This window comes from Mesorhizobium sp. M0923 (assembly GCF_040319365.1).
Lineage (GTDB): Bacteria > Pseudomonadota > Alphaproteobacteria > Rhizobiales > Rhizobiaceae > Mesorhizobium.
The window spans coordinates 1-24,957 of record NZ_JAMYNW010000030.1; the positions used below are offsets into that span (position 1 = coordinate 1).

Genomic DNA, 24,957 nt, shown 5'->3' on the forward strand with positions numbered 1-24,957 from the left:
TGACAAACCGCTCAGCGGCAGCGCAAGATCGTTCATGGTGGGTGTGGTCTCCGGGAAATGGTTCGGATCGGCTTAAGCAACCAAATCCTACGTCATTTCAACGATCAGATCCCGAGCAGCCAGTCAGTATTCGACCGTCGCTGGCGCCTCCGCCCACTGAGGCCTTGTGCTTCCTCCAGCGAGTCAAGCCGATCACCATGCGTGTCGCCAGTTCTGGTGCTCACCCACGTGCCATTTGCGATCTTGTGTCGGTGAGAGCACCGCAAGCACCTCCCCTGCTAGAGCGCAAGGCGGCTCGCGTCGCCGTGTTGTTACTATTCTTCGCTGTGGTCGGAGTTTTTTCCTTGGCTTCGGAATCGGGACATTCGGCTTTGCAAAAAAATAGGCCATCGTGGTCGATCGTCACGCCCCCGAGTTCGGCGGCACGATGGGACGACAACGGCAGCGCAAGCTCCATTTGCGCGAGGGGCTCGTCCCTTCAACTACTTGATGCATTTGCGCTTTGCGTACCTCCGTGCATGTTGCTCGATGCCAGGCGGAGATCTCCGTCTCAAACGATCGCGCATCGATGCAACGCCCACGCGTTGATCGCCATGATCGCGGCGATCGCTTTGCCGCGATCGCCGCCGCCGTTTTCGAGCACGACAATCATGCCGGCGGTTCGGCAGCGATGCGCATGCAAAAATTCACAGATGCATTCTGGCCAAATGCTAGCTGCCCAGCAAATGTCCGGCATTTCGCAAGGCCCCTAGGAAGAGACTGGCATGGCCGTTGGCATCGATCTTGGCCTGCATCGACAGGGGCATGCTGTGCCAGGTCTCCAAGGGCGCAATGAAATGTGAGAACGTACCGTTGACGATGCAATGGTGGGTAACAAGGCCCTGTCTGTCCAACGCCAGCACGCCGATCTGGTCGCCCTGATATCGGATGGCTGCGACCCGCTGGACCCCCGCATGACCGTCGACCCGCACGTCGAAAAGCAGGATGCCGCGGCTCCTGGTGGCTACCTCGGCGGCCTTTTCAGCGAAGCTTAAGGAGAGCGAGCGGACGCTTTCGACCGCCAGCCGTAAAACCATCAAATCCAGTTCATCCACTGCCATAAGGTACCTGCGCGCAACACATGGGTGATAGCAATCGACCACACCGCTTGTTCACAGATGTCGGCTCACGACCGATCATTCAGGGTTTGCCGGTCGTCCATTGACCGAGGGCGTGCTCCGGTTCGAACCGATCCTGAAGCGGAATGCGCTGGATCTACGGAACCCGAGGCCAAAGTTGCCGCGACAATTGATGTCGTGATCATTCCAGACATCTGCATCGGCGTCGCTGAACATCCCACTGGTAAGTCCGTTCTCTTGCGGCAAGCCCATCTTCGGGCCGTCTTGTACCTGAAACCCTCGCGGTGGCGTCCCTCGAAGCTCTGGACCGCCGGGCGCTTGATCGTCGAGAACTTTGTTTACGAAGGTCCGGACCTCCTGCAGAGCATATTCCGGTGCGCTCGCCTTTGAGCATTCCGCTGAAGCGTGACGTTTCGCTAGTCCGTGTTCCTTGCAGGCTCACCGCGAGGGCGCCTTGCACACAGCGGCACGTCAGCGCATGAAACTCGTCCCCCGTTCACTTCACAAAATGGATTTCCTGAAGTACTGGGAGCGCAGAGAAATCTCCGGTCGCAGCCTACCCGGTTAAAACAAGGACCCAAAAATGAAGACTCTCGTCGTCTGCTCCGGCGGATTGGACTCCGTTACCCTTGCTCACAAGGTGGCAGCGGAGCACGAACTCGCCGGCCTCCTATCTTTCGATTACGGCCAACGGCATAGGAAGGAATTGGGCTTCGCCGCCCTTTGCGCGGAGCGACTGAGCGTCCCGCACCGCATCATCGACATCCACGAGATCGGCGGCGGCCTTTCCGGCTCCGCGCTGACCGATAATGTGGACGTGCCCGACGGGCACTACGCCGAAGACACGATGAAGGTCACGGTGGTGCCGAACCGGAACGCCATCATGTTGGCCATTGCCTTCGGCTTCGCCGCAGCGCACGGCGCTGAGGCGGTGGCGACGGCCGTGCATGGTGGGGATCATTTCATTTATCCCGACTGCCGTCCGGCCTTCATCGACGCTTTCCAGATGATGCAGGATCACGCGCTCGACGGCTACGCGGAGATTCGCATTTATGCACCCTATGTGAATCTCACGAAGGCGGACATTGTTAGGAATGGAGCAGCATACGGCACGCCGTTTGCGCAGACCTGGTCCTGCTACAAGGGCGCCGAGCGTCACTGCGGGAGGTGCGGGACCTGCGTCGAGCGGCGCGAGGCGTTTCATCTCTCTGGGCAGCCGGACCCCACCGACTACGAGGACTCCGACTTCTGGCTCGATGCGCTGCGAAGGAGGACCGCGTAATGTTCCGCATCACCAAGGAATTCCACTTCTCAGCCTCGCATCAGCTCACCTCGTTGTCACCCGATCACCAATGCGCGCGCCTGCACGGGCATAACTACATCGTTGAAGTGGAGCTTTCAGCGAATGGACTGAACGACAACGGCTTCGTGCGCGACTATCACGATTTGGCGCCATTCAAACGCTACATCGACGAGAGCTTCGACCACCGACATCTCAACGACGTGCTGGGACATGAGCAAGTCACGGCGGAATATCTGGCCAGACATTTTTATGAATGGTGCAAGGCACGCCTGCGCGAAACCTCGGCCGTGCGGGTGAGCGAAACGCCGAAAACCTGGGCGGAATACCGGCCATGACCGATACGCATCCCGCAATCCGCGTGAGTGAGATTTTCGGGCCGACGATCCAGGGCGAGGGCGTGCTCATCGGTTTGCCGACGGTCTTCGTCAGAACCGGCGGGTGTGACTATCGCTGTTCCTGGTGCGACAGCCTGCATGCGGTGGACAATCAATTCCGCCATGAATGGGAGATGATGTCCATTGGCGCGGTGTGGCAAAACGTGCTTGCGCTTTCCGGTGGCCGCCCGCTGATGGTGTCGCTGTCAGGCGGCAATCCGGCCATCCAGCCGCTCGGCGCGCTCATCGAGCGAGGCCATGGTGAAGGTTACCGTTTTGCGCTGGAAACCCAAGGTTCGGTGGCCAGGGACTGGTTTGCCGACCTCGACGTGCTAGTCCTCAGCCCAAAGCCGCCGTCAAGCCAAATGACGACCGATTGGGCCGCTTTCGAGGCGTGCCTCCAGGCGGCACAAGGCAGGCCGCAAGTCGTGCTCAAGCTCATTGTTTTCGACGAAAGGGACTACGCCTACGCGAAAGACGCCGCTGCGAGATTTCCGCGACTTCCGATCTATCTGCAACCCGGCAATCACACGCCGCCACGCCCCGCAAATGAAGACGCGCCTGTCGACCTTGACGGAATATTGAAGCGCATGGAGTGGCTGGTTGATAGCGTGACCCGCGACAGGTGGTTCGAAGCCCGTGTGCTGCCGCAGCTGCACGTTATGCTCTGGGGTAACAAGAGAGCCGTCTAGCCTGGGCCCGCTTTTCACTGAAACTGCGCCGGCGGATATTCGGGTGGACGGGTTGTCCCACGCTTGACGGCGCTGCCGGGGTGCTTGCGGACTTTCTGCCACCGGCACCAGGAGCGTGGCCAGCCGCTTACGACTCGGAATGTTGCCGAGGCTCGGTTTCGACGGGCGTCGGCTTGGCGCGAACCAATCAAAGGTTAGCGCGAGCCACGGGTGGATAGTGTGGTGGTGCGATGCGGCGGCGCCTGCTGCAGCTGGCAGGGTCCTTGCGGATTCTTGTTGCAAGGCCGAAGGGAGCTGTCGGCCGACAACCATGATCTGGCCAGGACGATTGTCGACTGCTTCCGATACAGAAAAGAGGCCGGACTCGACGTGGCGCTTCAGGGACTGCGAAATGGAATACGGCGCCGGAAGGCACGACCGGACGATATCGTCGCTATACCAAGACGCGTCTGGTCCGCTCCGAATCCTGTCTCGACACGACGGTCGCCGATCAACAGTGAAAAATGTAGCGCAATCGGTTCACGATCGACTGAGAACCATGACCGTTCCTCTGCGGTGCTCAGACTGCCGCTGAGTGCCTGGCCGTTCCACTTTCGAAATATTTGTCGAACTTTGCCGCGATGCTCCTGACAAAGGGCCGGCTTTCCGCAGGCACGACGAAGCGGTCACCATCAAGTTCAAGCAACCGCGCAGGATCTTGGAGGGCCGTGGAACTCGCTCGGACGAGAAGTCTTTGGCCGGCTTCGCCAAAGCGCTCCACCAGCTCAATCGCCGAGAAGGCGAAGTCACACATCAATCGCTCGATGATCCAGCCGCGAACACGGTCGTCGTCAGAAAGCGCGATACCCCGAACAGCGGCCAGCCCGCCATGAGCAACCATGCGTCCATACTCGGCGGTCGAAGGCATATTCTGTGCATAGCCCTGGCGAAACTGGCTGATGGACGATGGGCCGAGGCCGATCAATGTCTCGTAGCAGTCCTCGGTGTAGCCTTGGAAGTTCCGGTGCAAAGTCCCGGCGCGGGCCGCAAGCGCCAGCGCATCGCCGGGCTTGGCGAAATGATCGAGCCCGATTGCTTCGTATCCCTGGTCCATGATCGCCCGCGCTGCCAATTGCGATTGGGCAAACCGCTCCGCCGGACCCGGCAACCAGGCCTTGTCGATCATCGTCTGATGTTTCTTGAACCACGGCACATGGGCGTAGCCAAAAAGCGCGATCCGATCCGGTTCCAGGGTCAGTGCCTGTGCAACCGTGGAGGCGACGCTCTCCCTGGTCTGATGCGGCAGGCCGTAGAGCAGATCGAGATTGACGGATTCGACGCCGCGCGAACGAACGCCATCAACAACCGTCTTGGTCTGCAGAAAGGTCTGCTCGCGGTTGATCGCTTTCTGCACCTTCGGGTCGAAATCCTGGACGCCGAGGCTCGCCCTTGTCATGCCGATTTCGGCAAGTGCATCGAGGCGGGCATCGTCCATATCGTTGGGTTCGATCTCAACGCTGATCTTTGCACCGGGGAGAAACGTGAAGCTGTTGCGCAGGACGGTTCCCAGCGCCACGATATCTTCCGGTTTGAGCATCGTCGGCGAACCGCCGCCGAAATGAACCGCGCGAACTCGGCCCTTGCCGGTGACAAGACTGGAGACGGTGGCGATCTCGGCATGCAGTGAACGGAGATATGTGGTCACTGGTTCGTAGTGGCGCGTCTGTTTGGTATGGCACGCGCAGAACCAGCAGAGCCTGTCGCAATAGGGAATATGCAGGTAAAGCGATATCTCGTCACCACCTTCGAGCGCCTCCAACCAGCCTCGGTAAACGACGGCATCGACCCCCGCATGGAAATGCGGCGCGGTCGGATAACTGGTATAGCGCGGGACGTTCTCGCCAAGTCTGGCAGCTAGCTCCAGTCGCATGTCGTGGTCCACCGTGTTTGCGTCGCCGGAACTGTGGATGCTTGGATGAGCCTAAGCCCTGATTTCGATCAGCGTTCAGCACGGACAAACTGCCGCAAGGATTTTTCTACCGTCGATTGCTATCCTGCCCGCACTGGACAAGTAGAGCGATCGAATGACATTACGGCAGGACATTCACAGTTCCGGCATTCCCGTTCTTTGCCTGTCTTGCGAGGCACGGCACCGCGGTGTCTGTGGTGCGCTCGAACCAGACCATTTGGCTCAGCTCGCCAAGACGTCGTCGCGGCACAATATCGAGCCGGGGGTCGAACTGATCGGCGACGCCGAGGCGGTCGACTGTTATTCAAACGTGCTTTCAGGCGTGGTGAAGCTGACGAAGAGCCTTTCGGACGGCCGCCAGCAGATCGTCGGTCTCCAGTTCGCGCCGGATTTTCTGGGACGGCCCTTCAAGATGAAAAGCGCGATCAATGCGGAAGCGGCAACAGCTGTCTCGCTATGCTCGTTTCCGAGAGCGGCCATCGAACGGTTGATGAAGGAATCACCGGAATTTGTGCATCGCCTGTTCAAGCAGGCGCTGAACGAACTCGACGAGGCACGCGAATGGATGGTGACTCTGGGGCGCAAGACCGCACCGGAGAAGGTGGCGAGCTTTCTCCTCATGATCGCCCGGAACATCGATTCCAGTGTTGACCCGGCGGCTAGGTCGGCGTGCTTCGAGCTGCCGATGACGCGTGCCGACATCTCTGATTTCCTTGGAATTACAAACGAGACCGTGAGCCGTCAGCTGACCAGCCTGAGAATGGACGGCGTGATTCGGATCGAGAACAACCGCCGTGTCACCGTGGACAGCATGAGCCGGCTGGAACGGCGCTGCGGCGGCCGAGGCGCAACCGCCCTTTGAATGACATCGAAGCTGCATGGCCTACGTCACTTATTTCGTTCGGGGCAGGGCATGCTCGCGTTGGGCTTAGAAGAAGCCGCATAGCGACAGCCCGCTCTCCATCCGATCGCCTGAGCCAGGTGTGTTTCGGCCAACTCGTCGGCGAAGCATCCATCCTCGAGGTGCTCGACGTGCAACCGGCTGTTCCAGGCAGGATTGCACTCGGCCGAAGTCAATACGCCTCATACGCAGGGGAAAATCGCCGTCTCCCCGAACCATGAATGTCACGAAGGCAGCGCAACGCTGGCGCTGGATGTCCCAAGGCATTGAAACGATCGACGTTCGGCAAGGCATCGGCCTACTTTCCAGCGTCACAGAAGGCGCGCTTCCCCACACGCCCGCGATCGCCTCCATACCCGGCCCGACCGGGGACGCGGGGCCTGTCCGTAAGCGTGGCGGCCGGTGCCGCGCTTCCACATTCGATCGCCACAGTCTGATCGCACCGAACTCGATGCTGCTCGAAGCAAAATCGTGCGGCTCTGACATGGATCAGGGCGAGCAGGCCACGGCTGCGCAATAAGGCACTGCGGTTGGCGCCCGCCGGAATTGGAAATCGGGGCTTGCGATGAAATTCGGCACAGAGATCGTCCTTCTAAGCCTGTTTGCGTTTGCGGCCCTGGTGGCTGCCGGCTTCGGCGTAGATGAACCTTTTCGCCGGCATATGTGGGTTTTGTTCTTCGCCGTGGCTGGCTTCACTGCGATTCTGTTGCGCAACACGGAGTTCAAGCCGGCAGTTCCGATCGACCCCGCCGCTTACATGGATGGGCCGATCCGCTACGGTGCCATCGCCACCGTATTCTGGGGCGTCGTCGGCATGCTGGTCGGCGTGGTCATCGCCCTGCAGCTCGCCTACCCCGATCTCAACATCCAGCCCTGGTTCAATTTCGGCCGACTGCGGCCTTTGCATACTTCCGGCGTGGTTTTTGCCTTCGGCGGCAATGCACTCATCTGCACGTCACTTTATGTCGTGCAGCGGACCTGTCGTGCCAGGCTGTTCGGCGGCGATCTCGCCTGGTTCGTGTTTTGGGGCTATCAGCTGTTCATCGTCATGGCGGCAACCGGCTACCTGCTCGGTATCACCGAGAGCCGCGAATACGCCGAGCCCGAATGGTATGTGGACCTGTGGCTGACCATTGTCTGGGTCGCCTATCTCATCCTGTTCCTCGGCACGATCCTAAAGCGCGAGGAACCGCACATCTATGTCGCCAACTGGTTCTACCTTGCCTTCATCGTGACCATCGCAATGCTGCATGTGATCAACAACCTGTCGATGCCGGTCTCCTTCCTGGGCTCCAAGAGCTATTCAGCCTTCTCCGGCGTACAGGACGCCCTGACGCAATGGTGGTACGGCCACAATGCCGTCGGCTTTTTCCTCACCGCCGGCTTCCTCGGGATGATGTATTATTTCGTGCCCAAGCAAGCCAACCGACCGGTCTATTCCTACCGGCTGTCGATCATCCACTTCTGGGCTTTGATCTTTCTCTACATCTGGGCCGGTCCGCACCACCTCCACTACACCGCCCTGCCGGACTGGGCCCAGACGCTCGGCATGGTGTTCTCGATCATGCTCTGGATGCCCTCGTGGGGCGGCATGATAAACGGCCTGATGACGCTCTCGGGCGCCTGGGACAAGCTGCGCACCGACCCGATCATCCGTATGATGGTGATGGCCATCGCCTTCTACGGAATGTCGACCTTCGAAGGCCCGATGATGTCAATCAAGGCCGTCAACTCGCTCTCGCACTACACCGACTGGACCATCGGTCACGTCCATTCGGGCGCGCTCGGATGGGTTGGCATGATCTCGTTCGGCGCGATTTATTTCATGGTCCCGAAGTTATGGAATCGCGACCGGCTTTATTCGCTGCGGCTCGTCAACTGGCACTTCTGGCTGGCGACGCTTGGGATCGTCGTTTACGCCGCGGTGATGTGGGTCTCCGGCGTCATGCAGGGCCTGATGTGGCGCGAATACAACGAGCAGGGCTTCCTGGTCTACTCCTTCGCCGAAAGCGTCGCCGCCATGCATCCCTACTACATCATGCGTGCCACCGGCGGCGCGATGTATCTGTCGGGCGCCCTCCTCATGGCCTGGAACATCGCCATGACTATCCTCGGCTACCAGCGCGAGGAGGATCCGATGCCGCGCTCCATCCCCGCCCTCCAGCCTGTGCGATCAGGAGCCAGAAAATGGTCCTGATGGACAGACACGCGGTCATCGAGAAGAACGCCACAGTTCTTCTCCTCGGGTCCCTGCTGGTCGTAACGATCGGCGGTATCGTCGAGATCGCGCCGCTCTTCTATCTCGACAACACCATCGAGAAGGTGGAAGGCATGCGGCCCTATTCGCCGCTCGAGCTCGCCGGGCGCAACATCTATGTGCGTGAGGGCTGTTACCTCTGCCACAGCCAGATGATAAGGCCGTTCCGCGACGAGGTCGAGCGCTACGGCCACTATAGCCTGGCGGCCGAGTCGATGTACGACCACCCGTTCCAGTGGGGCTCGAAGCGCACCGGGCCGGATCTCGCCCGGGTCGGCGACCGCTACTCGAACGGATGGCACGTCCAGCATCTCACCGAGCCGCGTTCGGTGGTGCCGGAATCGATCATGCCGAGCTACGCGTTCCTGAAGGACATGCCCATCGAGGTGAAGGATTTCTCGACGCATCTGATCGCCAACAGCCGTGTCGGTGTGCCCTATTCAGACGACATGATCGCTCATGCCAATGCCGATCTCATGGCGCAGGCCGATGCGAATGCCGACACATCGGGCCTGGAGAGACGCTATCCGAAAGCCAAGGTTGGGGACTTCGACGGCGATCCGCAGCAGGTCACCGAAATGGATGCGCTGGTCGCCTATTTGCAGATGCTCGGCACGCTGGTCGATTTCAGGACCTATGACGAAGCCGCCGGTTACCGCTGAGGAGAATGGCGATGACCTACAATTTCATGCGGGAGTTTGCCGACAGCTGGGGCCTGCTTGCCATGGCGCTTTTCTTCCTCGGATGCGTTGCCTTTGCACTTCGTCCCGGCAGCCGCAGGCAAGCCGAGAGAGCCGCTCACATTCCTCTCAAGGACGACTGATCATGGGCAGCGAGCATATCGACGAGGTTTCGGGTATCTCGACGACCGGCCATGAGTGGGACGGCATCAAGGAACTCAACAACCCGCTTCCCCGCTGGTGGGTCATCACCTTCTACATCACCATTGCCTGGGCGATCGGCTACACCGTCGTCTATCCGGCATGGCCGATGCTGACTTCCGCGACCAGGGGTGTGCTGGGGTATTCGAGCCGCAGAGACGTCAAGAATGAACTGGCCGCGGCCGAAGTGGCCAAGGGTAAATTTGTCGCTGCCATTCAGGCGAAGACCGTCTCCGAGATTACTGCCGACGATACGCTACGCGAATTCGCCGTCGCCGCAGGTGGCGCCGCGTTCAAGGTCAATTGCGTGCAGTGCCATGGCTCGGGCGCTCAAGGGTCCAAGGGTTTTCCCAACCTAAACGACGATGATTGGCTGTGGGGTGGCAACGCCGAACAGATCCAGCAGACGATTGCGCACGGCATCCGCTTCGCATCAGACCCGGATACGCGCCTGTCGGAAATGCCTGCTTTTGGCGACATCATCACGACGGATCAGATCAAGCAGGTCGGCGCCTATGTCGCAAGCCTCTCCGATCCTGTTCAGGACACAAGCCTGATCGAACTCGGCGCCAATGTTTTCGCCGAGAATTGTGCGGCCTGTCATGGTGAGAATGCAAAGGGCAACAGGGAGCTCGGCGCACCCGACCTGACCGACGCGATCTGGCTATACGGGTCTGGCGAAACAGCCATCGCCGCGCAGGTCCGCGCGCCGAAGCACGGCGTCATGCCGGCCTGGATCGGGCGTCTCGGCGAGATCAAGGCCAAGGAACTCGCGGTCTATGTCCATTCGCTTGGTGGCGGAGAATAGGTACGCAGCCTATTCTCGTCCTCCCCCCCACCGCCAAGCGACGAGGCCCGGCGCGAGCCGGGCCTCGGCATCATCCAGAAACCGATGGGTCGCTGGTGACTGGAGCTTCTCGTGCTCGATAACACGCAAATAGAACGGCTCGAAGCCGATGCGGTCAACTCCGCCAAGACCCGTCAGCCGCTCTATGCCGCACGCAAGAAGATCTTCCCGAACCGGGCCTCTGGCAGTTTCCGCCGCTTCAAGTGGTCGGTGATGGCAATCACGCTGGGGATCTACTACCTGACACCTTGGCTGCGGTGGGATCGCGGGCCATTTGCCCCGGACCAGGCCGTGCTGGTCGATCTTGCCAACCGGCGTTTCTACTTCTTCTTCATCGAGATATGGCCGCAGGAATTCTATTATGTGGCCGGCCTGCTGGTCATGGCCGGTATCGGCCTTTTCCTGATCACATCCACCGTCGGCCGGGCCTGGTGCGGCTATACGTGTCCGCAGACCGTGTGGGTCGATCTGTTTCTGGTCGTCGAGCGAGCCATCGAGGGCGACCGCAACGCGCGCATGAAGCTCGATGCCGGGCCCTGGACTGCGCGCAAACTCGTGCTGCGAACATGGAAACACGCCATTTGGCTGGTCATAGGCGCGGCGAGCGGCGGCGCCTGGATTTTCTATTTCGCCGATGCGCCGACGCTGGTTGGGGAACTCTTCACCGGCACCGCCGCCCCCGTCGCCTACATCACCGTGCCCGTGCTGACGGCGACGACCTATACGTTCGGCGGGCTGATGCGCGAGCAGGTCTGCACCTACATGTGCCCATGGCCGCGCATCCAGGCGGCCATGCTCGACGAGAATTCCCTCACCGTCACCTATAATGACTGGCGCGGCGAACCGCGCTCGCGTCACGCCAAGAGGGTCCTTGCCGCCGGGCAGCCCGTCGGCGACTGCGTCGACTGCAATGCCTGTGTCGCGGTGTGCCCGATGGGGATCGACATTCGTGATGGCCAGCAGCTTGAATGCATCACCTGCGCGCTCTGCATCGATACCTGTGACGGTATCATGGACAAGCTCGGCAGGGAGCGCGGACTGATTTCCTATGCGACGCTGGCCGACCACAACGCCAATATGATGCTGGCGACCCCGGGCGGCTCCGGTTCAGTCAACCCGTCACTGGTCAGGAGCGCTGACGGCCTGTTCTCCGACAAGGTGGCCCGTTTCCATATCCGCAAGATCTTTCGCCCGCGCACCTTCATCTACATGGGCGCCTGGTCGGCGGTCGGTCTCGCGCTGCTCTATTCGCTGCTGACCCGCGAACGGCTCGAATTGAATGTCCTGCACGATCGCAACCCGCAGTTCGTGACGCTGTCCGACGGTTCGATCCGCAACGGCTACACCGTCAAGCTGCTCAACATGATCCCCGAACCAAGAACGATCATTGTCACGATGCAGGGCCTGCATGGAGCCGAAATGAGCGTTGTCGGCATCGACCTGCCGGCGGATCGCTCCTTCGCCATCCCGGTCGAACCCGACCGGCTCAAGATGCTCAAGGTTTTCGTGCGTCAGCCGGCAGATCAGGTTCGGGGTGCAGCGCAAAGCTTCAAGTTCCGGGTCGAAAACAAGGCACCGTTCGAGTCGGACGAATACACGGCCACTTTCAACGCACCGGAGAGCGCCAGATGAGCGACACCTCGCGACAATCTCGCGAATTCACCGGCAGGCATATGCTGTTCACCATCCTTGGCTTCTTCGGCGTGGTCATAGCGGTCAATCTGACGATGGCGACGCTCGCCAACACGAGCTGGACCGGCCTTGTCGTCGAAAACACCTATGTGGCGAGCCAGCAGTTCAACAAGAAGGCCGAGGAGGGGCGAGCTCAGGCAGCCCTCGGCTGGACTGGCAAACTGACCATCGCAGGCGGTGAGGTCCGCTACAGCCTCACCGATGCTGTCGGCAAGCCGGTTGCCTTGCATGGCGTCAAGGTGCTGTTTCGTCATCCCGCCTACGAGGCCGAGGACAAATCCGTCACTCTTGCCGCTGCCTCCGGTCAGATATTCGCCGCGCACCACATGCCCACGGATGGCGTCTGGATCGTCGAAATCGACGCCGATGCGAGCCTTGCGGAACCCTATCGCGACGTTCGCCGGATCATGATTTCCCACGGGGCGCTGCAATGAGCTGCTGCGCGCCAGGCGCCGAAATGGCATTGGACCTGGAAAAGGTCACACTGGTCCTGCCTTCTGGCCAGGAAATCAGACTGGCGAGCCGCTCGATCGGCGAAAATCTTCGCCAGACCGACCTCTCGGTGCCGGCAGTGCATTGTGCCGCCTGCATCCAGACGATCGAGACGGCGATCGGTAAGCTGGATCGCGTCGAAGGCGCTCGTGTCAATCTTTCAACGAAACGTGTTTCGGTCCGGTGGCGCGGCGACGAGGTTCCGCCATTCGTCGCCACACTTGGACGGCTGGGCTATGGCGCGCACCTGTTCGATCCCGAGGCTGACGGGAAGGACAGGACGCTCTCGGAACTGATCCGCGCCGTCGCGGTCGCCGGCTTTGCGGCGGGCAACATCATGCTGCTATCAGTCTCCGTCTGGTCCGGCGCGCAAGGCGCGACCCGCGACCTGTTCCATTGGGTCTCGGCCTTGATTGCCATTCCTGCGCTCGCTTTCGCCGGCGGCATCTATTTTCGCTCGGCCTGGAATGCGCTGCGCCACAGCCGCATGAACATGGACGTGCCGATCGCGGTCGGGGTATCGCTCGCTTACGCCATGAGCCTCTACGAGACGATCAACCATGGCGACCATGCTTATTTCGACGCGTCGGTGTCGCTGCTGTTCTTTCTGCTGATCGGCCGCACGCTGGATCACGTGATGCGGGAACGGGCACGGACGGCCGTAAACGGACTGGCTCGGCTGGCGGCGCGCGGCGCCATGGTGCTGCGCGAGGATGGTTCGCGCGACTACTTGCCGGTTGGCGAGATCGAACCAGGAATGGAGCTCTTGATTGCGGCTGGCGAGAGGGTGCCCATCGACGGCAGGATCATTGGCGGGGCATCGGATCTCGACTGTTCCCTGGTTTCCGGGGAAAGCACGCCCAGAACGGTGGGCCCGGGGGCGCAGGTCCAGGCCGGTACACTCAATCTCACCGGTCCGCTGACCATCGAGGCGACGGCCGCCGCGAAGGATTCATTCCTGGCCGAAATCGTTCGGCTGATGGAAGCGGCAGAGGGCGGCCGCGCCCGCCATCGCAGGATCGCCGATCGCGTCTCCGCGCTCTATGCCCCCGTGGTCCACCTCACCGCCTTTGTGACGTTCCTCGGCTGGATGGCGGCGACCGGCGACTGGCACCGGGCAATAACAATCGCAATCGCCGTTTTGATCATTACATGCCCGTGTGCGCTCGGTCTCGCCGTGCCGATCGTGCAGGTGGTCGCTGCGCGGCGGCTGTTTGAAAGCGGCGTCATGGTCAGGGACGGCTCCGCCATTGAGCGCCTGGCCGGGATCGACACGGCATTGTTCGACAAAACCGGCACGCTTACGCTCGGACTGCCCAGGCTGATCAATGCGCCGTCCATCGATCCGACGATGCTCGCCATGGCGGCCGAGATGGCAGCGCATTCCCGCCATCCCTTTTCGAAGGCAATCGCTGGCAATGCAGCCTTTGCCGGCCAGCCGAAACTCGCGTCCGTCAGCGAGCATCCGGGCTTCGGCATCGAAGCCATCGGCGAGGGCAGTACCTGGCGGCTGGGTCGCCGCGGATGGCGTGAGTGGAAAGCTCGGATCGGCGGCGAAGGCAAACAAGGCTATGGCGGAACCGTTCTGACGAAGGACGGGGTCATTGTCGCGACTTTCGATTTCGAGGATGAGCTGCGTGCCGATGCCAAGGCGGCCATCGAGCAACTGAACGGCGCCGGCGTGTCGGTGGAGATGCTGTCGGGCGACACAGAGGCTGCCTGCGGCGAAGTCGCGGAAGCACTGGGCGTCGAGCGCTTCGTTCCCTCGTTGCTTCCCTCCGGGAAGGTCGAACACATCGAAGCATTGACGCGAACTGGCCACAAGGTGCTGATGGTCGGCGATGGGCTCAACGACACGCCTGCATTGGGCGCCGCACACGTTTCGATCGCTCCGGCCACGGCGGCGGATATCGGTCGCAACGCCGCGGATTTCGTGTTCCTGCGTAAAAGTCTTCTGGCGGTCCCACTTGCTTTAGACATTTCGCGGAAGGCCGGACGGCTGATCCGGCAGAACATCGCCATCGCGATCGTTTACAATGGCATCGCCGTGCCGGTCGCCATTCTGGGGCACGTTACGCCACTGATCGCGGCGGTCGCGATGTCCGCCTCGTCCCTCCTGGTCATCGGCAATGCGCTACGTCTGCAAGGTTTCGTGTCAAATGCATCGGTGCAAGATGCCCGACATGACAGGCGCTCGGACATTGGCGCACTGGCACAATCCTCATGACGACGCTCGCCTACCTCATACCTGTGGCCCTGTTCCTCGGAGCGCTTGGGCTGGCGGGATTCCTGTGGGCCTTGAGGAGCGGCCAATATGAAGATCTCGATGGCGCCGCCGAGCGGATCCTGATCGACCGCGACGAGCAACGCAGTTGACCCAGCCTGCCCTGCGAGGACTCGCTCGAATATTTTCCGCGGTTGCTTCGCGTCATGCCGATTTCGGCGCGCGACGGGTGCGAACGGATCAGCCAGAATACGTTGCCGAACTTTCGGCCAGGAAAGGGCCGCACCGAACGGGAAGCCGGCCATTCCATGATGACCTGACCAGACCATGGCGTGGCGGTCGACCAGTCGACCGTGAACCCGCCGTTGCCGCGTTTATCGAGCCTGGTTGATCCACATCAGGGTTATCTCTTCATAGGCATGGTTTCATTGAGCATTTTTGAACGGAGAACGGATGTCTAACGGACGGTTAGGTCGCGTGGAGACGCTTGGGGAGATGAGCCGCAAACCGTGGATCGATTGCGATGCGTTCCAGTGCCCTTCGTCGCAGATAGCCGACGCAATGGCGGCACGCTGATGGCCGGCTCTGTCGATAGATTCGACGTTATTGTGGTCGGAGCCGGGCCGGTCGGACTTTCCTTCGCCGCGTCGCTTGCCCAGAGCCGACTCAAGGTGGCAGTGGTTGAACGGCAGTCGCTCGAAAGCCTGGCGAATCCGGCTTTCGACGGTCGCGAGATCGCGCTGACCCACGCATCGGTTGGAATCCTTCGCGAGCTCGGCGCCTGGGATGCCATCCCCGCTTCGGACAAATCACCGCTACAAGGCGCGCGCGTGCTCAACGGATCGAGCCCTTTCGCCCTGAGCTTCGATTCTCCCAGCGGATCTGGGGAACCACTCGGAATTCTGGTCCCAAATTGTCGGATCCGCGACGCCCTGTTCAAGCTTGTCCACTTCCAGGATCATGCCCAGCTGCTGTGCGGCCGCTCGGTCGTCAATGCAACAACCAGCCACAAAGAAGCAGTCATAACGCTCTCTGATGGCAGGCAATTGGCCGCTCGGCTGCTCGTTGCAGCGGATTCGCGTTTGTCCGCGACGCGCGACCTGCTCGGCATTGGCGCCGACATCAATCGGCTTGGCAACTCCATGCTGATTTGCCGGGTGAGGCACGAGCGCGCCCATCACCAGATCGCGGTCGAATGGTTCGATCACCATCAGACGATAGCGATGTTGCCGCTCATGGAAGGCGTGTCGTCGCTGCTTCTCACTTTGCGCTCAAGCGAGGCCGACAGACTGCTTGCTCTCGACGACGATTTGTTCCTCATGGAATCGACGAGCCGGTGTCGAGGACGCTTCGGAGAGATGACCTTGGCAAGCACCCGCCATGCCTATCCGCTGGTCACGACCTGGGCGCACAAGTTCTGGGCTCCGAGTGCGGCACTGATCGGCGATGCTGCCCTCGGCATGCACCCGGTGACCGCGCATGGCTTCAACATCGGCCTCAGTGGCCAGAAGCAACTCGCCGATAGAATCCTGGCGGCATGTCGCGAGCGCCGCGACATTGCTGATCCCGACATACTCGGCAGATACGAAAGCCGGCTGCGTCTGTCGGCGGCACCGCTCTATCATGCTACGAATGCACTTGTCGCTCTCTACTCAGGCGAGCACCCGGCGGCACGGCTTGCAAGACATGCAGGGCTTCGCTTTGCCCAATATCTTCCCTTTATCCGCCTTGGCATTTCGGCCATGCTCAGGCGGTGAATCGCAGGCAGCGCTGCCGCTCTGGAACGCTATCTCGGCCCGGCTTCCTTTTGTCTCGCCGGGCGCGTTGATGCCGTTGGTAGGGCTGCTTCCATGGTGACGTTGCCGATCCTGGGATGATTCGGATCAAGGCACGCGTGCGGGCAAGAGCTCGATGGTCAGACGGCAAGGCCAAGAGGCAGACGTGCGCCCCGAAGACATGGTGAGCACACTGGTTATCCCCGCTGGATAGTTAACCCGTCCTTCAGTGGGCCTGCGTAGGCTTGTCCTCGCGAACAACGATGGGAGCAAGCTGGTCCGTCCATGGCCCCGAAGAATGAAGACACGCTGGAGGCCAAAATCCGTCAGGATCAGCTTGCTGACCTGAGGGCCGGCCTCTTCGTGTCGATGCCGATAAGCGCTATCCTGTCAGGCCTGATTTGGGCGGTGCACGCCCTTTCTGGCAGCGGCTTTGCAGCTGCAATCTGGTTCCTGGTCGTCAATGCGATAAATGCCGCCCGCCTTGCACTCGCGCGTTATCAGCTAAAGGAAACGGGGCGCCATGACGGATTAGTGGGGGTTTTGCCGCGGCTTCGCTGGTTTGGCATCCTTGCTCTTCTGGCAGGGTTTGCCTGGTCCTTCCTGGCCGTCCTGACTGTTGGATACACGACACCTCAAGCACCTCTGCATCTGGTCATTCTGGCGGGCATTTCAGCTGGTGCGGTTACATACGGCAGTTCGTATGCCGCGGCGGCGACCAACTTCATCACACCTCCGCTCCTCATCACGGTGGCTTGCCTTTTGGCGAAAGGCAATTTTGAAGACTACATTCTGGCTTTTACCGTTCTGCTCTTCATGGGCGGCTTGGTTCGAGCTTCGTTTGTTGGGCAAGCACGGTTCCGCGAAGCGAGCCGCCTGAGGCATGAGGCCGAGCGGCTTGCGGCGGAGATGAAGGCCAGTTCCAGGCAGGACCACCTGACGGCCCTTCTCAACAGGCGTGGCCTCGAAGACGCAATCGGACGTTTCGAGACCGCGGATGGCCCCTTCGTGGCAATGCTGGTTGATCTGGACGGGTTCAAATCCGTCAACGATACCTACGGTCACAGGACCGGTGATGAACTGCTTGTCAGGATCGCCCGCCGCATAGAGGAGGAAGCACCGGAAGGCTCAACGCTCGCTCGTATCGGCGGCGACGAATTCGTGCTGTTTTTTCCCTCAACGAGGGTTTCGCTTTCTGCCAGTGATCTCGCCTCCAATATCATAGCCAAAATTGCCCGACCCTATATCGAGGTCGCGTCCGTCCGTGTCGGGGCATCGATAGGAATATACCTGGCGGAAAGCCCGGGCCTGACCGAAATGTTGTTGCGGGCGGACATCGCCCTTTATACGGCCAAGCGTCGTGGCAGGAACGAATTTTGCCTGTTCGATGCCGAACTCGACAGGGAACTGCAACGCCGCCAGTCCGTCGAACGGGACCTTCATTCGGCGATAAAGACGAGAAGCTTGCAACCTTGGTTCCAGCCGATCGTGAAACTCGACACCGAGGCCGTGGTCGGTTTTGAAGCCTTGCTGAGGTGGTCCCATCCGATTCATGGTGCCATCTCTCCACCCGAAATCATCACAGCTGCACGCGAAACCGGAATGCTTCAGCTGCTGACGCAAACCGTATTCGCCGACTGTTGTGCTTTTATCGACGGCTTGGTGAAAGCTGACTGTCGTGATTTCCGTGTGGCGATGAATGTTTCGCCGCGCGAACTGGAAGCCGGCGATATCGACGACATGGTTTTGGATGGTCTGGCGGCAAAAGGCCTCCCTGCAACGATGTTCGAAATCGAGATTACCGAAGAATCCCCGGTGGACCCGGACAGAGTGGATGAAAAGCTCGGACGGCTTTCACATGCGGGCATTTCCATCGCGCTCGATGACTTCGGCACCGGCTTTTCTACGTTGGCATCGCTCAAGGACAGTCGGATACGCAAGGTCAAAATAGACCAGGGCTTCATTCGCGGCTTGGCCAAGTCCCGAGAGGACCGACTGCTTGTCAAATCGGTCATCGATCTCGGTAACATGCTCGGGATCGAGGTCATGGCCGAGGGCGTCGAAACAGAGGCGGATCGGCAAACCCTGCACAAGCTTGGCTGCCGAACCGCTCAAGGCTACCTGTTCTCCAAGGCTGTGCCTCTGAGCCAAGCACTGGAAATGGCAGTCAAACAGCACGCGAAGCAGTTGTGACCGCTCCCGCCGCGCCGTCTCTCGCGGCCGTGCGCTCATGAGTGACGGGTATCTGAACTTCCTTGTTTGAAGAGCATGACAATCCGTGCTGTGCGTCAGCCGGCGAACAGTTCCTTGTAGCCGGTCGTCACCATCCAGTTCGCCCGGTCGATATGGCTGCGAAGAGCCTTGCGGGCGCGGACCGGTTCAAGGGCCGGGTCGATGCCTAGAATGAGATCGGCCATCTCCTCTTCGCTGGCATTGTCGGCGCAGGCATCCAGGATCCGCAGGTAGATCGTGAAATGCTGCCTATCGTAGGCCGTCAGGTTCTCCGACCAGGGGACTTCGTCGCACAGAGTTGAGTTTCGAGTCTCATCTGTTCCCATTGATCGATTCATGCCTGTTGCGAGCCTCGGCTGTTGAGCGCTGGATGCAACGCAGCATATCCCAAAATGGGATAATCCGAAACCGGGATTAGTCGCTGATCCGGTCTTTACCCGACCGGTTCGCCTACATGCCCAAATCTCTTCGCTCGCCCCGCCACCAGCGGTTTCTGGCCCAGCTGGTTTCCCTGCGCAAGGCCAAAGGCCTGACTCAGGCGCAGGTGGCCGAGAAGCTTGATCGTCCCCAATCCTTCGTGGCCAAGTACGAGGGTGGAGAGCGGCGTCTCGATGTCATCGAGTTTCTCGACTTAACTGCGGCGCTTGACGCTGATCCGTGCGAGATTCTGTCCAGCCTGCGGGCTAACGGGCGCCTGCGCCTCTAACGGCTCGCGCCGGTGCCGTGAACCGAGCGTGCTTTTCTTCGGCAAGCTGCCATTCCGCTGCGGGTGGGTCTTTACCAACCCATGCCGATATAGGATGATAATCCTAGGTGGGGCGATTCCTCAACGGAGATCGCAATGGCTAGGACCAAACTTTCCAAGCAGCTTTCACAGGCTGAAATCGAGCGCTTTCTGGCGGAGGCGGAACGGCTGCACAAGAGCATCGTCCAGCCGCTTCTATCACCTACCAGCAACCATTACCTGGCTCTCCAGCGCACCCATGAAGCGCTGTTAAAGACGGTGAAGGATATCACGGGGAAGGATGCGCCGTTCATTCAATGGTTCGGAACAGGACCGGTGAATTAGACCCGACTTGTAGACTCTAGGCCGCAAACGTCGCACTCTCTCTTCGGAGGGAAGGGGCGTGGGCAACCATCGCTATCAGGACAATCGGTACAACCGTCGCAGGTATGGCGAGCGCCATCGTTCGAACGACGTTCCGTTGTGGGCAAAGATCGTTGCTGGTGGAACAATCCTGGCTGGCTTTCTTGCCTTCGAAATCGGCCCTGCCGCTCTCGGCTGCAACATCAAAGCCAATATCAGCTATAACACGGGCGAGCGCATCTATCATGTTCCCGGACAGGAATATTACTGGGAGACGCGCATCAACCTGTTGAAAGGCGAGCGCTGGTTTTGTTCGGAGGAAGCCGCGCGCAAGGCTGGGTGGCGGAAGTCTCGGGTCTGAGCGTCCGTGGTAAATGCTTGCGAAAATGCTGCATCGCACATGTTTTCGGTGCAGCATTCATTTGAAGTATTTATCGCGATCCGTTCGAAAAATCTGTCCAGCCTGCCGTCCTGGCGGGCGCCCGCGCGCCTGACGACGCGCACCAGGTGCTCGTGAACCGAGCCCGCTTTTCTTCGGCAAGCTCAGGCGGTCTCGGCCATTCGGCTTCGCCCCTTGGCGTGGGCAGCCCTTCGGGCTGAGACGGCCGCCGCCCTTGCGGGCGGCGCGGTTTGTCTGTTGGCCTTTCCCGGTGGCGCGGGGTGGGCGGCACTCCCTTCTAGGCCCGCCGCGGCAGCCCGCAACCCTTCGCGTGCCGCTCAGGGTCCTCCTCTTCGTTCCGGTCCTTCGGATGCGGTCCGCCTACCACGGCGGGCCTTTCCGGTCGCGACTCGCCGCCCACCCCGCTTCCGGGGAAAGGCGCGGCGATTGGCGAGCGGAGGATGAGACGATGCATGCAAACAGCAAGCGTTGTGCCAGCACAGAGGCTGGCGCAGGCAAGGGCGGGCGCCCGGGCGCCAGCCTTTATCAGGAGATCACCGACCGCATCATTGCCGAACTGGAGCGCGGCACCGTGCCATGGGTCAAGCCATGGGGCAGCGCAAAGGCAGGCCTTGGCCTGCCGAGGAATGCATCCTCTGGGCGCACCTATTCCGGCATCAATATCCTCATCCTGTGGGGCGCGGTCATCGAGCGCAGCTATCCCAGCCAGAACTGGCTCACCTTCCGGCAGGCGCTCGTCCTTGGCGGCAATGTCAGGAAGGGCGAGCGCGGCACGACCATCGTGCATGCCGACCGCTTTGTCCCCAAGGACGAGAAGGAGCGCGCACGCCACGAGGGCGATGAACCACAGGCCGTGCCTTTTTTGAAGCGCTTCACCGTCTTCAATGTCGCGCAGTGCGATAATCTTCCGGAAGACCTCTATGCCGCCGCCGAGCCGCTGCCTCAGTGCGAGATCGTGCCGCAGGCCGAGACGCTCATTCGCGCCAGCGGTGCGGATTTCAGGATCGGCGGCGATCGCGCTTTCTACATGCCGGGCAGCGACCACATTCAGGTGCCGCCGCAGCCGGCGTTCCATCACCAGATCGACTATTACCGGACCTGCTTTCACGAGCTTGGCCACTGGACCGGCCACCCGACGCGGCTTGCTCGCGACCTCTCCGGCTCGTTCGGCTCCAAGGCTTACGCGCGTGAAGAATTGGTCGCCGAAATCACTGCCGCCTTCGTCTGCAGCAATCTCGGTATCGAGCCGACCGTGCGTCATGCCGATTACATCGGCTCATGGCTGAAGGTGCTGCGCGAGGACAACCGCGCCATCTTCCGTGCCGCCAGTCTTGCCTCCAAGGCCGCCGATTTCCTGTTTGGCCTTCAGGCCGATGCCGAAGGCGAGGCGCAGGAAGGGATTGCGGCATGACGATGCGCGATCCTCAACTGACCGCGAGCGAGCCGACGCCGCAAGGCGAGCAGATGCTCATTCCCGGTGTCCGGCCGATCACCACGCGCGATCGGCTCACCCTCCTGATGGACGCCGATGTGTCCGCGCGCGGCGCAAAAGCCGCTCGATATCGGCCTCTTCGATGAAGCCAGCAGAAATCAACTCGACCTGTTCGGACAAGGAGTCTTTCCATGATCCTGATCACCGATCCGCTGCGCGCACGACTGCTCGCCAATGGCGCCGCCGACGCCGACATCGACCATTTTCCCGTTGTGAAACTGTTTAATCCCACAGGTGCCGCGACGTGGCTTCTGAGCGAACTCGACGCCGATGGCGACACGCTGTTCGGCCTTTGCGATCTCGGCTTCGGCTTCCCCGAACTCGGCAGCGTCAGTCTGGCCGAGCTTGCATCCGTAAAAGGTCCGCTTGGCCTCGGCATCGAGCGCGACCTGCATTTCCAGGCGCGCTTTACGCTCTCCGTCTATGCCGAAGCCGCCCGCATTTGCGGCCACATCACCGAGGCCGAGCGACTTCTGCGGCAGGCAGCAGACGCCCTTTCAAAGCCCCATTCCGAGCTTCCGCCCGACACGGCGGAACAGCAGCGCCGATAGGCGCAAAAACCGTCCCGCCGCGCCGGCCTTCGGCCTCTGCGGCGGGACAACCTCAACCAAAGCGAAGGAGAGTAACCATGCAGCTTGCCCACATCCCCTTGGATCAGCTCAACATTTCCGCGCTCAACATGCGCCATGGAAAACGCGCGCCCGACATTTCCGACATCCTGCCATCCGTGCGTGCGCGCGGCGTGCTGGTGCCTCTCCTTGTGCGGCCGAACGGCCAGCCGGAAACCTTCGAGATCGTTGCCGGCAGGCGGCGCTATTTCGCCGCGAAATCGCTTGCCGACGAGCGCGGCGAAGGCGATCCCTTGCCCTGCGCCATCATGGAGGACGGTGATGACGCCGATGCGCTGGAAGCTTCGCTGATCGAAAACCTCGCCCGCCTTGATCCTGACGAAGTATCGCAATGGGAGACGTTTTCGCGGCTCGTCAGGCAAGGCCGCACCGTTCCCGATATCGCTGCGACCTTCGGCATCACTGACCTGAAGGTCAAACGCATTCTGGCGCTTGGCGACCTCTTGCCCAAAATCCGCGAAGCCTATCGCCGCGAGGAGATCGACGCCGAGACGGTGCGCCATCTCACCATGGCGTCCAAGGCGCAGCAGAAGGACTGGCTGGCACTCTGTGCCGATCCCGATCAATACGCGCCGCGTGGCTTTCAATTGAAGCAATGGCTGTTCGGCGGCCAGTCGATTTCCACCAAGGTGGCGCTGTTTGCCATCGACGAATATCCCGGCCTGATCACCTCGGACCTGTTCGGCGAGGACAGCTATTTCGCCGATGCCGACCTGTTCTGGCAAAAGCAGAACGAAGCGATTGCCGCCAGACGCGACACCTATCTCAACGACGGCTGGAGCGAGGTGGTGCTGCTGGAGCCGGGCCAGTATTTCCACCGATGGGACCACGAGAAGACCCCGAAGAAGAAGGGCGGCAAGGTCTTCATCGCGGTCACGTATCGCGGCGAGGTCGAGTGTCACGAGGGCTGGCTGTCACACAAGCAAGCCCGCCGCGCCCGCGAGGGCGGCGAGCAAGACGAAACGGCCGCCAAGCCGCCGCGCCCCGAACTCACCGGCCCGATGCAGAACTATATCGATCTGCATCGCCATGCCGCCGTGCGCGCCGCCATGCTCGACCATCCCGCCGTGGCGCTGCGCCTCGTGGTGGCTCACGCCATCACCGGGTCCGGCTTGTGGCAGGTGCGCCGTGAGCCACAGCGCGCAGTCAACGAGACGGTGACTGCCAGCCTTGCCGGCTGCAAGGCTGAAGCTGCATTCGGCAAAAAGCGGCGCGAAGTGTTGGCCCTGCTCGGATCACCGGATGCGGATGGCGTGGTCGCCGGCGGCAATGGCGACGCCTTTGCTATCGCCGGCGTGTTCGCGCGCCTCTTGGCGCTGTGCGACGACGATGTCATGCGCGTTCTCACCCTTGTCATGGCCGAGACGCTTGCAGCCGGCAGCGCCGTCATCGAGGCGCTCGGCAACCATCTGGACGTCGATATGGGCGCATGGTGGCAACCGGACGATGCCTTCTTCGACCTCTTGCACGACAAGGAAATCGCCAATTCGATGCTGGCCGAGGTCGGCGGCAAGCTGGTCGCGGACGGCAATGTCGCCGAGAAGGTCAAGACGCAAAAGAAGATCATCCGTGACTTCCTGGCGGGCGAGAATGGCCGCCTCAGGGTCGAGACCTGGCTGCCGCGCTGGATGAAATTCCCGGCCGAAAGCTACACCAGCCGCGGCGGTTTCCGCACCGCCGATCAGTGGGCACAAGTGCAGCCGCTGTTCGTCCGCGAATAATCGATCAGGACCCAAGCGGCGGTTCTTTCGAGTGCCGCCGCTCAGGTCGCGCGCGCCGCTCCGGGCCGCGCCGGCTGCCGATCGGTCGTCTTGTCGAGCCGGTGCCGCGCGCGAGAAATCCCGACGCCAACTCGCCCCATTTCGGCAGCCCTGCAGCGCCGGGTTGCTTGCTGAGGCGCCCCGCGCATGGGGCCAATTGTCCGATCGGGTTGCCGACAGAGCCCGCGCAGCCAGCCCCCTGCATTGCCGCCCCCGCTTGTGCCACCGATCGCGCCACCTGTCTCCATGTGTCTCAGGGACCATTCCCCTGCGGCTGGCTTGACGACCTATGGGCGGATCCGGCCCGCCCGAAACCCTCGCCAGCAGCTTTTTTCCCCGCCGCCTGCGGCGGCTTCCTCGCGCCGCTTCGCTTCAAAAAAGCTGTCCGCTCGGGTCCTCCGCTATCGCTGCGGCCGTCCCGGTTCCGGCGGTCCGGACGCGCCCATCACGGTCCGCCATCGCAGGGGAATGGTCCCCGGCGAGCACCAAAAGGAGACTAAAAATGACCGCGATCGGATACGTCACCAAACAGGAAAACGGCGGCTACAAGGGCCAGCTCAGGACGCTTAGCGTCCGCGCCGACATCGACATCGTGCCCAATCAGGCAAAGAGCGCCGACACCCATCCCGACTTCCGGGTGCTGACGCAAGGGGTCGAAGTAGGGGCCGGCTGGATCCGCACCGGCGAGACCTCCGGCAAGGACTATGTGAGCCTGTCGATTGCCGCCCCGGAGTTCGGTCCGCGCAAGCTCTACGCCAATCTCGGCCGCGCCGCCGGCCAGGATGACGACGACACATACGCCATCATCTGGAACCCCGTCGACTGAACCGCCAGCCTCGAGCCCCGCGCCGCA

The 24,957-nt window shown here is 61.3% G+C and carries 26 protein-coding genes; 23 read left to right on the top strand and 3 right to left on the bottom strand.

Annotated features, from left to right (window positions below; all coding sequences use genetic code 11):
- Positions 1-710: 710 nt before the first annotated feature.
- A complete protein-coding gene (locus NKH89_RS31905) occupies positions 711-1,100 on the bottom strand; it encodes a hypothetical protein (RefSeq protein WP_352453859.1) in 390 nt (129 codons plus the stop codon).
- A gap of 601 nt (positions 1,101-1,701) precedes the next feature.
- Between NKH89_RS31905 and queC the strand changes: the two genes are divergently transcribed.
- Genes queC through queE form a run of 3 tightly spaced genes read left to right on the top strand, consistent with a single transcriptional unit; the run spans position 1,702 to position 3,487 of the window.
- Positions 1,702-2,400 carry a 7-cyano-7-deazaguanine synthase QueC gene (queC, locus tag NKH89_RS31910; RefSeq protein WP_031194962.1) on the top strand — a complete coding sequence of 233 codons (699 nt, stop codon included), beginning with the start codon at positions 1,702-1,704 and terminating at the stop codon, positions 2,398-2,400.
- Complete coding sequence (gene queD, locus NKH89_RS31915) at positions 2,400-2,756, top strand: 6-carboxytetrahydropterin synthase QueD (RefSeq protein WP_352911256.1); 357 nt, start codon at positions 2,400-2,402, stop codon at positions 2,754-2,756. Before queC ends, queD begins: the two co-directional genes overlap by 1 nt.
- On the top strand, positions 2,753-3,487 hold the full coding sequence (queE, locus tag NKH89_RS31920; protein WP_352453860.1) for a 7-carboxy-7-deazaguanine synthase QueE: 735 nt from the start codon (positions 2,753-2,755) through the stop codon (positions 3,485-3,487). The genes queD and queE overlap by 4 nt, the downstream gene beginning before the upstream one ends.
- 559 nt (positions 3,488-4,046) lie before the next feature.
- On the opposite strand, the gene hemN is transcribed toward queE, so the two are convergent.
- A complete protein-coding gene (gene hemN, locus NKH89_RS31925) occupies positions 4,047-5,396 on the bottom strand; it encodes an oxygen-independent coproporphyrinogen III oxidase (protein WP_352901858.1) in 1,350 nt (449 codons plus the stop codon).
- 154 nt (positions 5,397-5,550) lie between these two features.
- Here hemN and NKH89_RS31930 point away from each other — a divergent pair, with 154 nt between their 5' ends.
- The 12 genes from NKH89_RS31930 to NKH89_RS31985 all read left to right on the top strand — a co-directional run bounded on the left by NKH89_RS31930 (position 5,551) and on the right by NKH89_RS31985 (position 18,697).
- A complete protein-coding gene (locus NKH89_RS31930) occupies positions 5,551-6,297 on the top strand; it encodes a Crp/Fnr family transcriptional regulator (RefSeq protein WP_352453609.1) in 747 nt (248 codons plus the stop codon).
- A gap of 256 nt (positions 6,298-6,553) precedes the next feature.
- A complete protein-coding gene (locus tag NKH89_RS31935; RefSeq protein ID WP_352453610.1) occupies positions 6,554-6,856 on the top strand; it encodes a hypothetical protein in 303 nt (100 codons plus the stop codon).
- Between the two features lie 45 nt (positions 6,857-6,901).
- A complete protein-coding gene (gene ccoN / locus NKH89_RS31940) occupies positions 6,902-8,533 on the top strand; it encodes a cytochrome-c oxidase, cbb3-type subunit I (RefSeq protein WP_352911259.1) in 1,632 nt (543 codons plus the stop codon).
- The gene (gene ccoO, locus NKH89_RS31945; RefSeq protein WP_352756841.1) at positions 8,524-9,255 is read left to right on the top strand and encodes a cytochrome-c oxidase, cbb3-type subunit II; all 732 of its coding nucleotides are present in this window, start codon (positions 8,524-8,526) and stop codon (positions 9,253-9,255) included. Before ccoN ends, ccoO begins: the two co-directional genes overlap by 10 nt.
- An 11-nt stretch (positions 9,256-9,266) precedes the next feature.
- Entirely contained in the window at positions 9,267-9,416 is a 150-nt protein-coding gene (locus NKH89_RS31950; RefSeq protein WP_023679629.1) for a cbb3-type cytochrome c oxidase subunit 3, read from the top strand.
- A gap of 2 nt (positions 9,417-9,418) precedes the next feature.
- On the top strand, positions 9,419-10,282 hold the full coding sequence (gene ccoP, locus NKH89_RS31955) for a cytochrome-c oxidase, cbb3-type subunit III (protein ID WP_352516163.1): 864 nt from the start codon (positions 9,419-9,421) through the stop codon (positions 10,280-10,282).
- A 111-nt stretch (positions 10,283-10,393) separates the two neighbouring features.
- On the top strand, positions 10,394-11,953 hold the full coding sequence (gene ccoG, locus NKH89_RS31960; RefSeq protein ID WP_352911263.1) for a cytochrome c oxidase accessory protein CcoG: 1,560 nt from the start codon (positions 10,394-10,396) through the stop codon (positions 11,951-11,953).
- A complete protein-coding gene (locus tag NKH89_RS31965; protein ID WP_352517892.1) occupies positions 11,950-12,447 on the top strand; it encodes a FixH family protein in 498 nt (165 codons plus the stop codon). The genes ccoG and NKH89_RS31965 overlap by 4 nt, the downstream gene beginning before the upstream one ends.
- The gene (locus tag NKH89_RS31970; protein WP_352668540.1) at positions 12,444-14,732 is read left to right on the top strand and encodes a cation-translocating P-type ATPase; all 2,289 of its coding nucleotides are present in this window, start codon (positions 12,444-12,446) and stop codon (positions 14,730-14,732) included. The genes NKH89_RS31965 and NKH89_RS31970 overlap by 4 nt, the downstream gene beginning before the upstream one ends.
- The gene (gene ccoS, locus NKH89_RS31975) at positions 14,729-14,881 is read left to right on the top strand and encodes a cbb3-type cytochrome oxidase assembly protein CcoS (protein ID WP_352453617.1); all 153 of its coding nucleotides are present in this window, start codon (positions 14,729-14,731) and stop codon (positions 14,879-14,881) included. Before NKH89_RS31970 ends, ccoS begins: the two co-directional genes overlap by 4 nt.
- Before the next feature lie 423 nt (positions 14,882-15,304).
- On the top strand, positions 15,305-16,486 hold the full coding sequence (ubiM, locus tag NKH89_RS31980; protein ID WP_352453626.1) for a 5-demethoxyubiquinol-8 5-hydroxylase UbiM: 1,182 nt from the start codon (positions 15,305-15,307) through the stop codon (positions 16,484-16,486).
- 303 nt (positions 16,487-16,789) lie between these two features.
- Entirely contained in the window at positions 16,790-18,697 is a 1,908-nt protein-coding gene (locus NKH89_RS31985) for a putative bifunctional diguanylate cyclase/phosphodiesterase (RefSeq protein ID WP_352753278.1), read from the top strand.
- Between the two features lie 95 nt (positions 18,698-18,792).
- Here NKH89_RS31985 and NKH89_RS31990 read toward each other — a convergent pair whose 3' ends face one another.
- Positions 18,793-19,062 (bottom strand): DNA -binding domain-containing protein, encoded by a 270-nt coding sequence (locus NKH89_RS31990; protein WP_352453619.1) that lies wholly within the window; start codon positions 19,060-19,062, stop codon positions 18,793-18,795.
- Positions 19,063-19,190: 128 nt separating this feature from the next.
- Between NKH89_RS31990 and NKH89_RS31995 the strand changes: the two genes are divergently transcribed.
- The 8 genes from NKH89_RS31995 to NKH89_RS32030 all read left to right on the top strand — a co-directional run bounded on the left by NKH89_RS31995 (position 19,191) and on the right by NKH89_RS32030 (position 24,930).
- Positions 19,191-19,442, top strand: coding sequence for a helix-turn-helix domain-containing protein (locus NKH89_RS31995; RefSeq protein ID WP_352911267.1), 252 nt, complete (start codon positions 19,191-19,193; stop codon positions 19,440-19,442).
- A gap of 135 nt (positions 19,443-19,577) precedes the next feature.
- On the top strand, positions 19,578-19,805 hold the full coding sequence (locus NKH89_RS32000; RefSeq protein WP_023679647.1) for a hypothetical protein: 228 nt from the start codon (positions 19,578-19,580) through the stop codon (positions 19,803-19,805).
- A gap of 58 nt (positions 19,806-19,863) precedes the next feature.
- Positions 19,864-20,184: a sunset domain-containing protein gene (locus tag NKH89_RS32005; protein WP_352502726.1), complete on the top strand. Its 321-nt coding sequence runs from the start codon at positions 19,864-19,866 to the stop codon at positions 20,182-20,184.
- Between the two features lie 487 nt (positions 20,185-20,671).
- Entirely contained in the window at positions 20,672-21,634 is a 963-nt protein-coding gene (locus NKH89_RS32010) for an ArdC family protein (RefSeq protein WP_352753281.1), read from the top strand.
- Complete coding sequence (locus tag NKH89_RS32015; protein ID WP_352706928.1) at positions 21,631-21,801, top strand: hypothetical protein; 171 nt, start codon at positions 21,631-21,633, stop codon at positions 21,799-21,801. Before NKH89_RS32010 ends, NKH89_RS32015 begins: the two co-directional genes overlap by 4 nt.
- 45 nt (positions 21,802-21,846) lie before the next feature.
- Positions 21,847-22,266, top strand: a complete 420-nt coding sequence (locus tag NKH89_RS32020; protein ID WP_023800968.1) for a DUF2958 domain-containing protein — start codon at positions 21,847-21,849, stop codon at positions 22,264-22,266.
- A gap of 77 nt (positions 22,267-22,343) precedes the next feature.
- Positions 22,344-24,065: a ParB/RepB/Spo0J family partition protein gene (locus NKH89_RS32025; RefSeq protein ID WP_352911272.1), complete on the top strand. Its 1,722-nt coding sequence runs from the start codon at positions 22,344-22,346 to the stop codon at positions 24,063-24,065.
- Between the two features lie 541 nt (positions 24,066-24,606).
- Positions 24,607-24,930: a DUF736 domain-containing protein gene (locus NKH89_RS32030; protein WP_352474126.1), complete on the top strand. Its 324-nt coding sequence runs from the start codon at positions 24,607-24,609 to the stop codon at positions 24,928-24,930.
- Positions 24,931-24,957 lie beyond the last annotated feature (27 nt).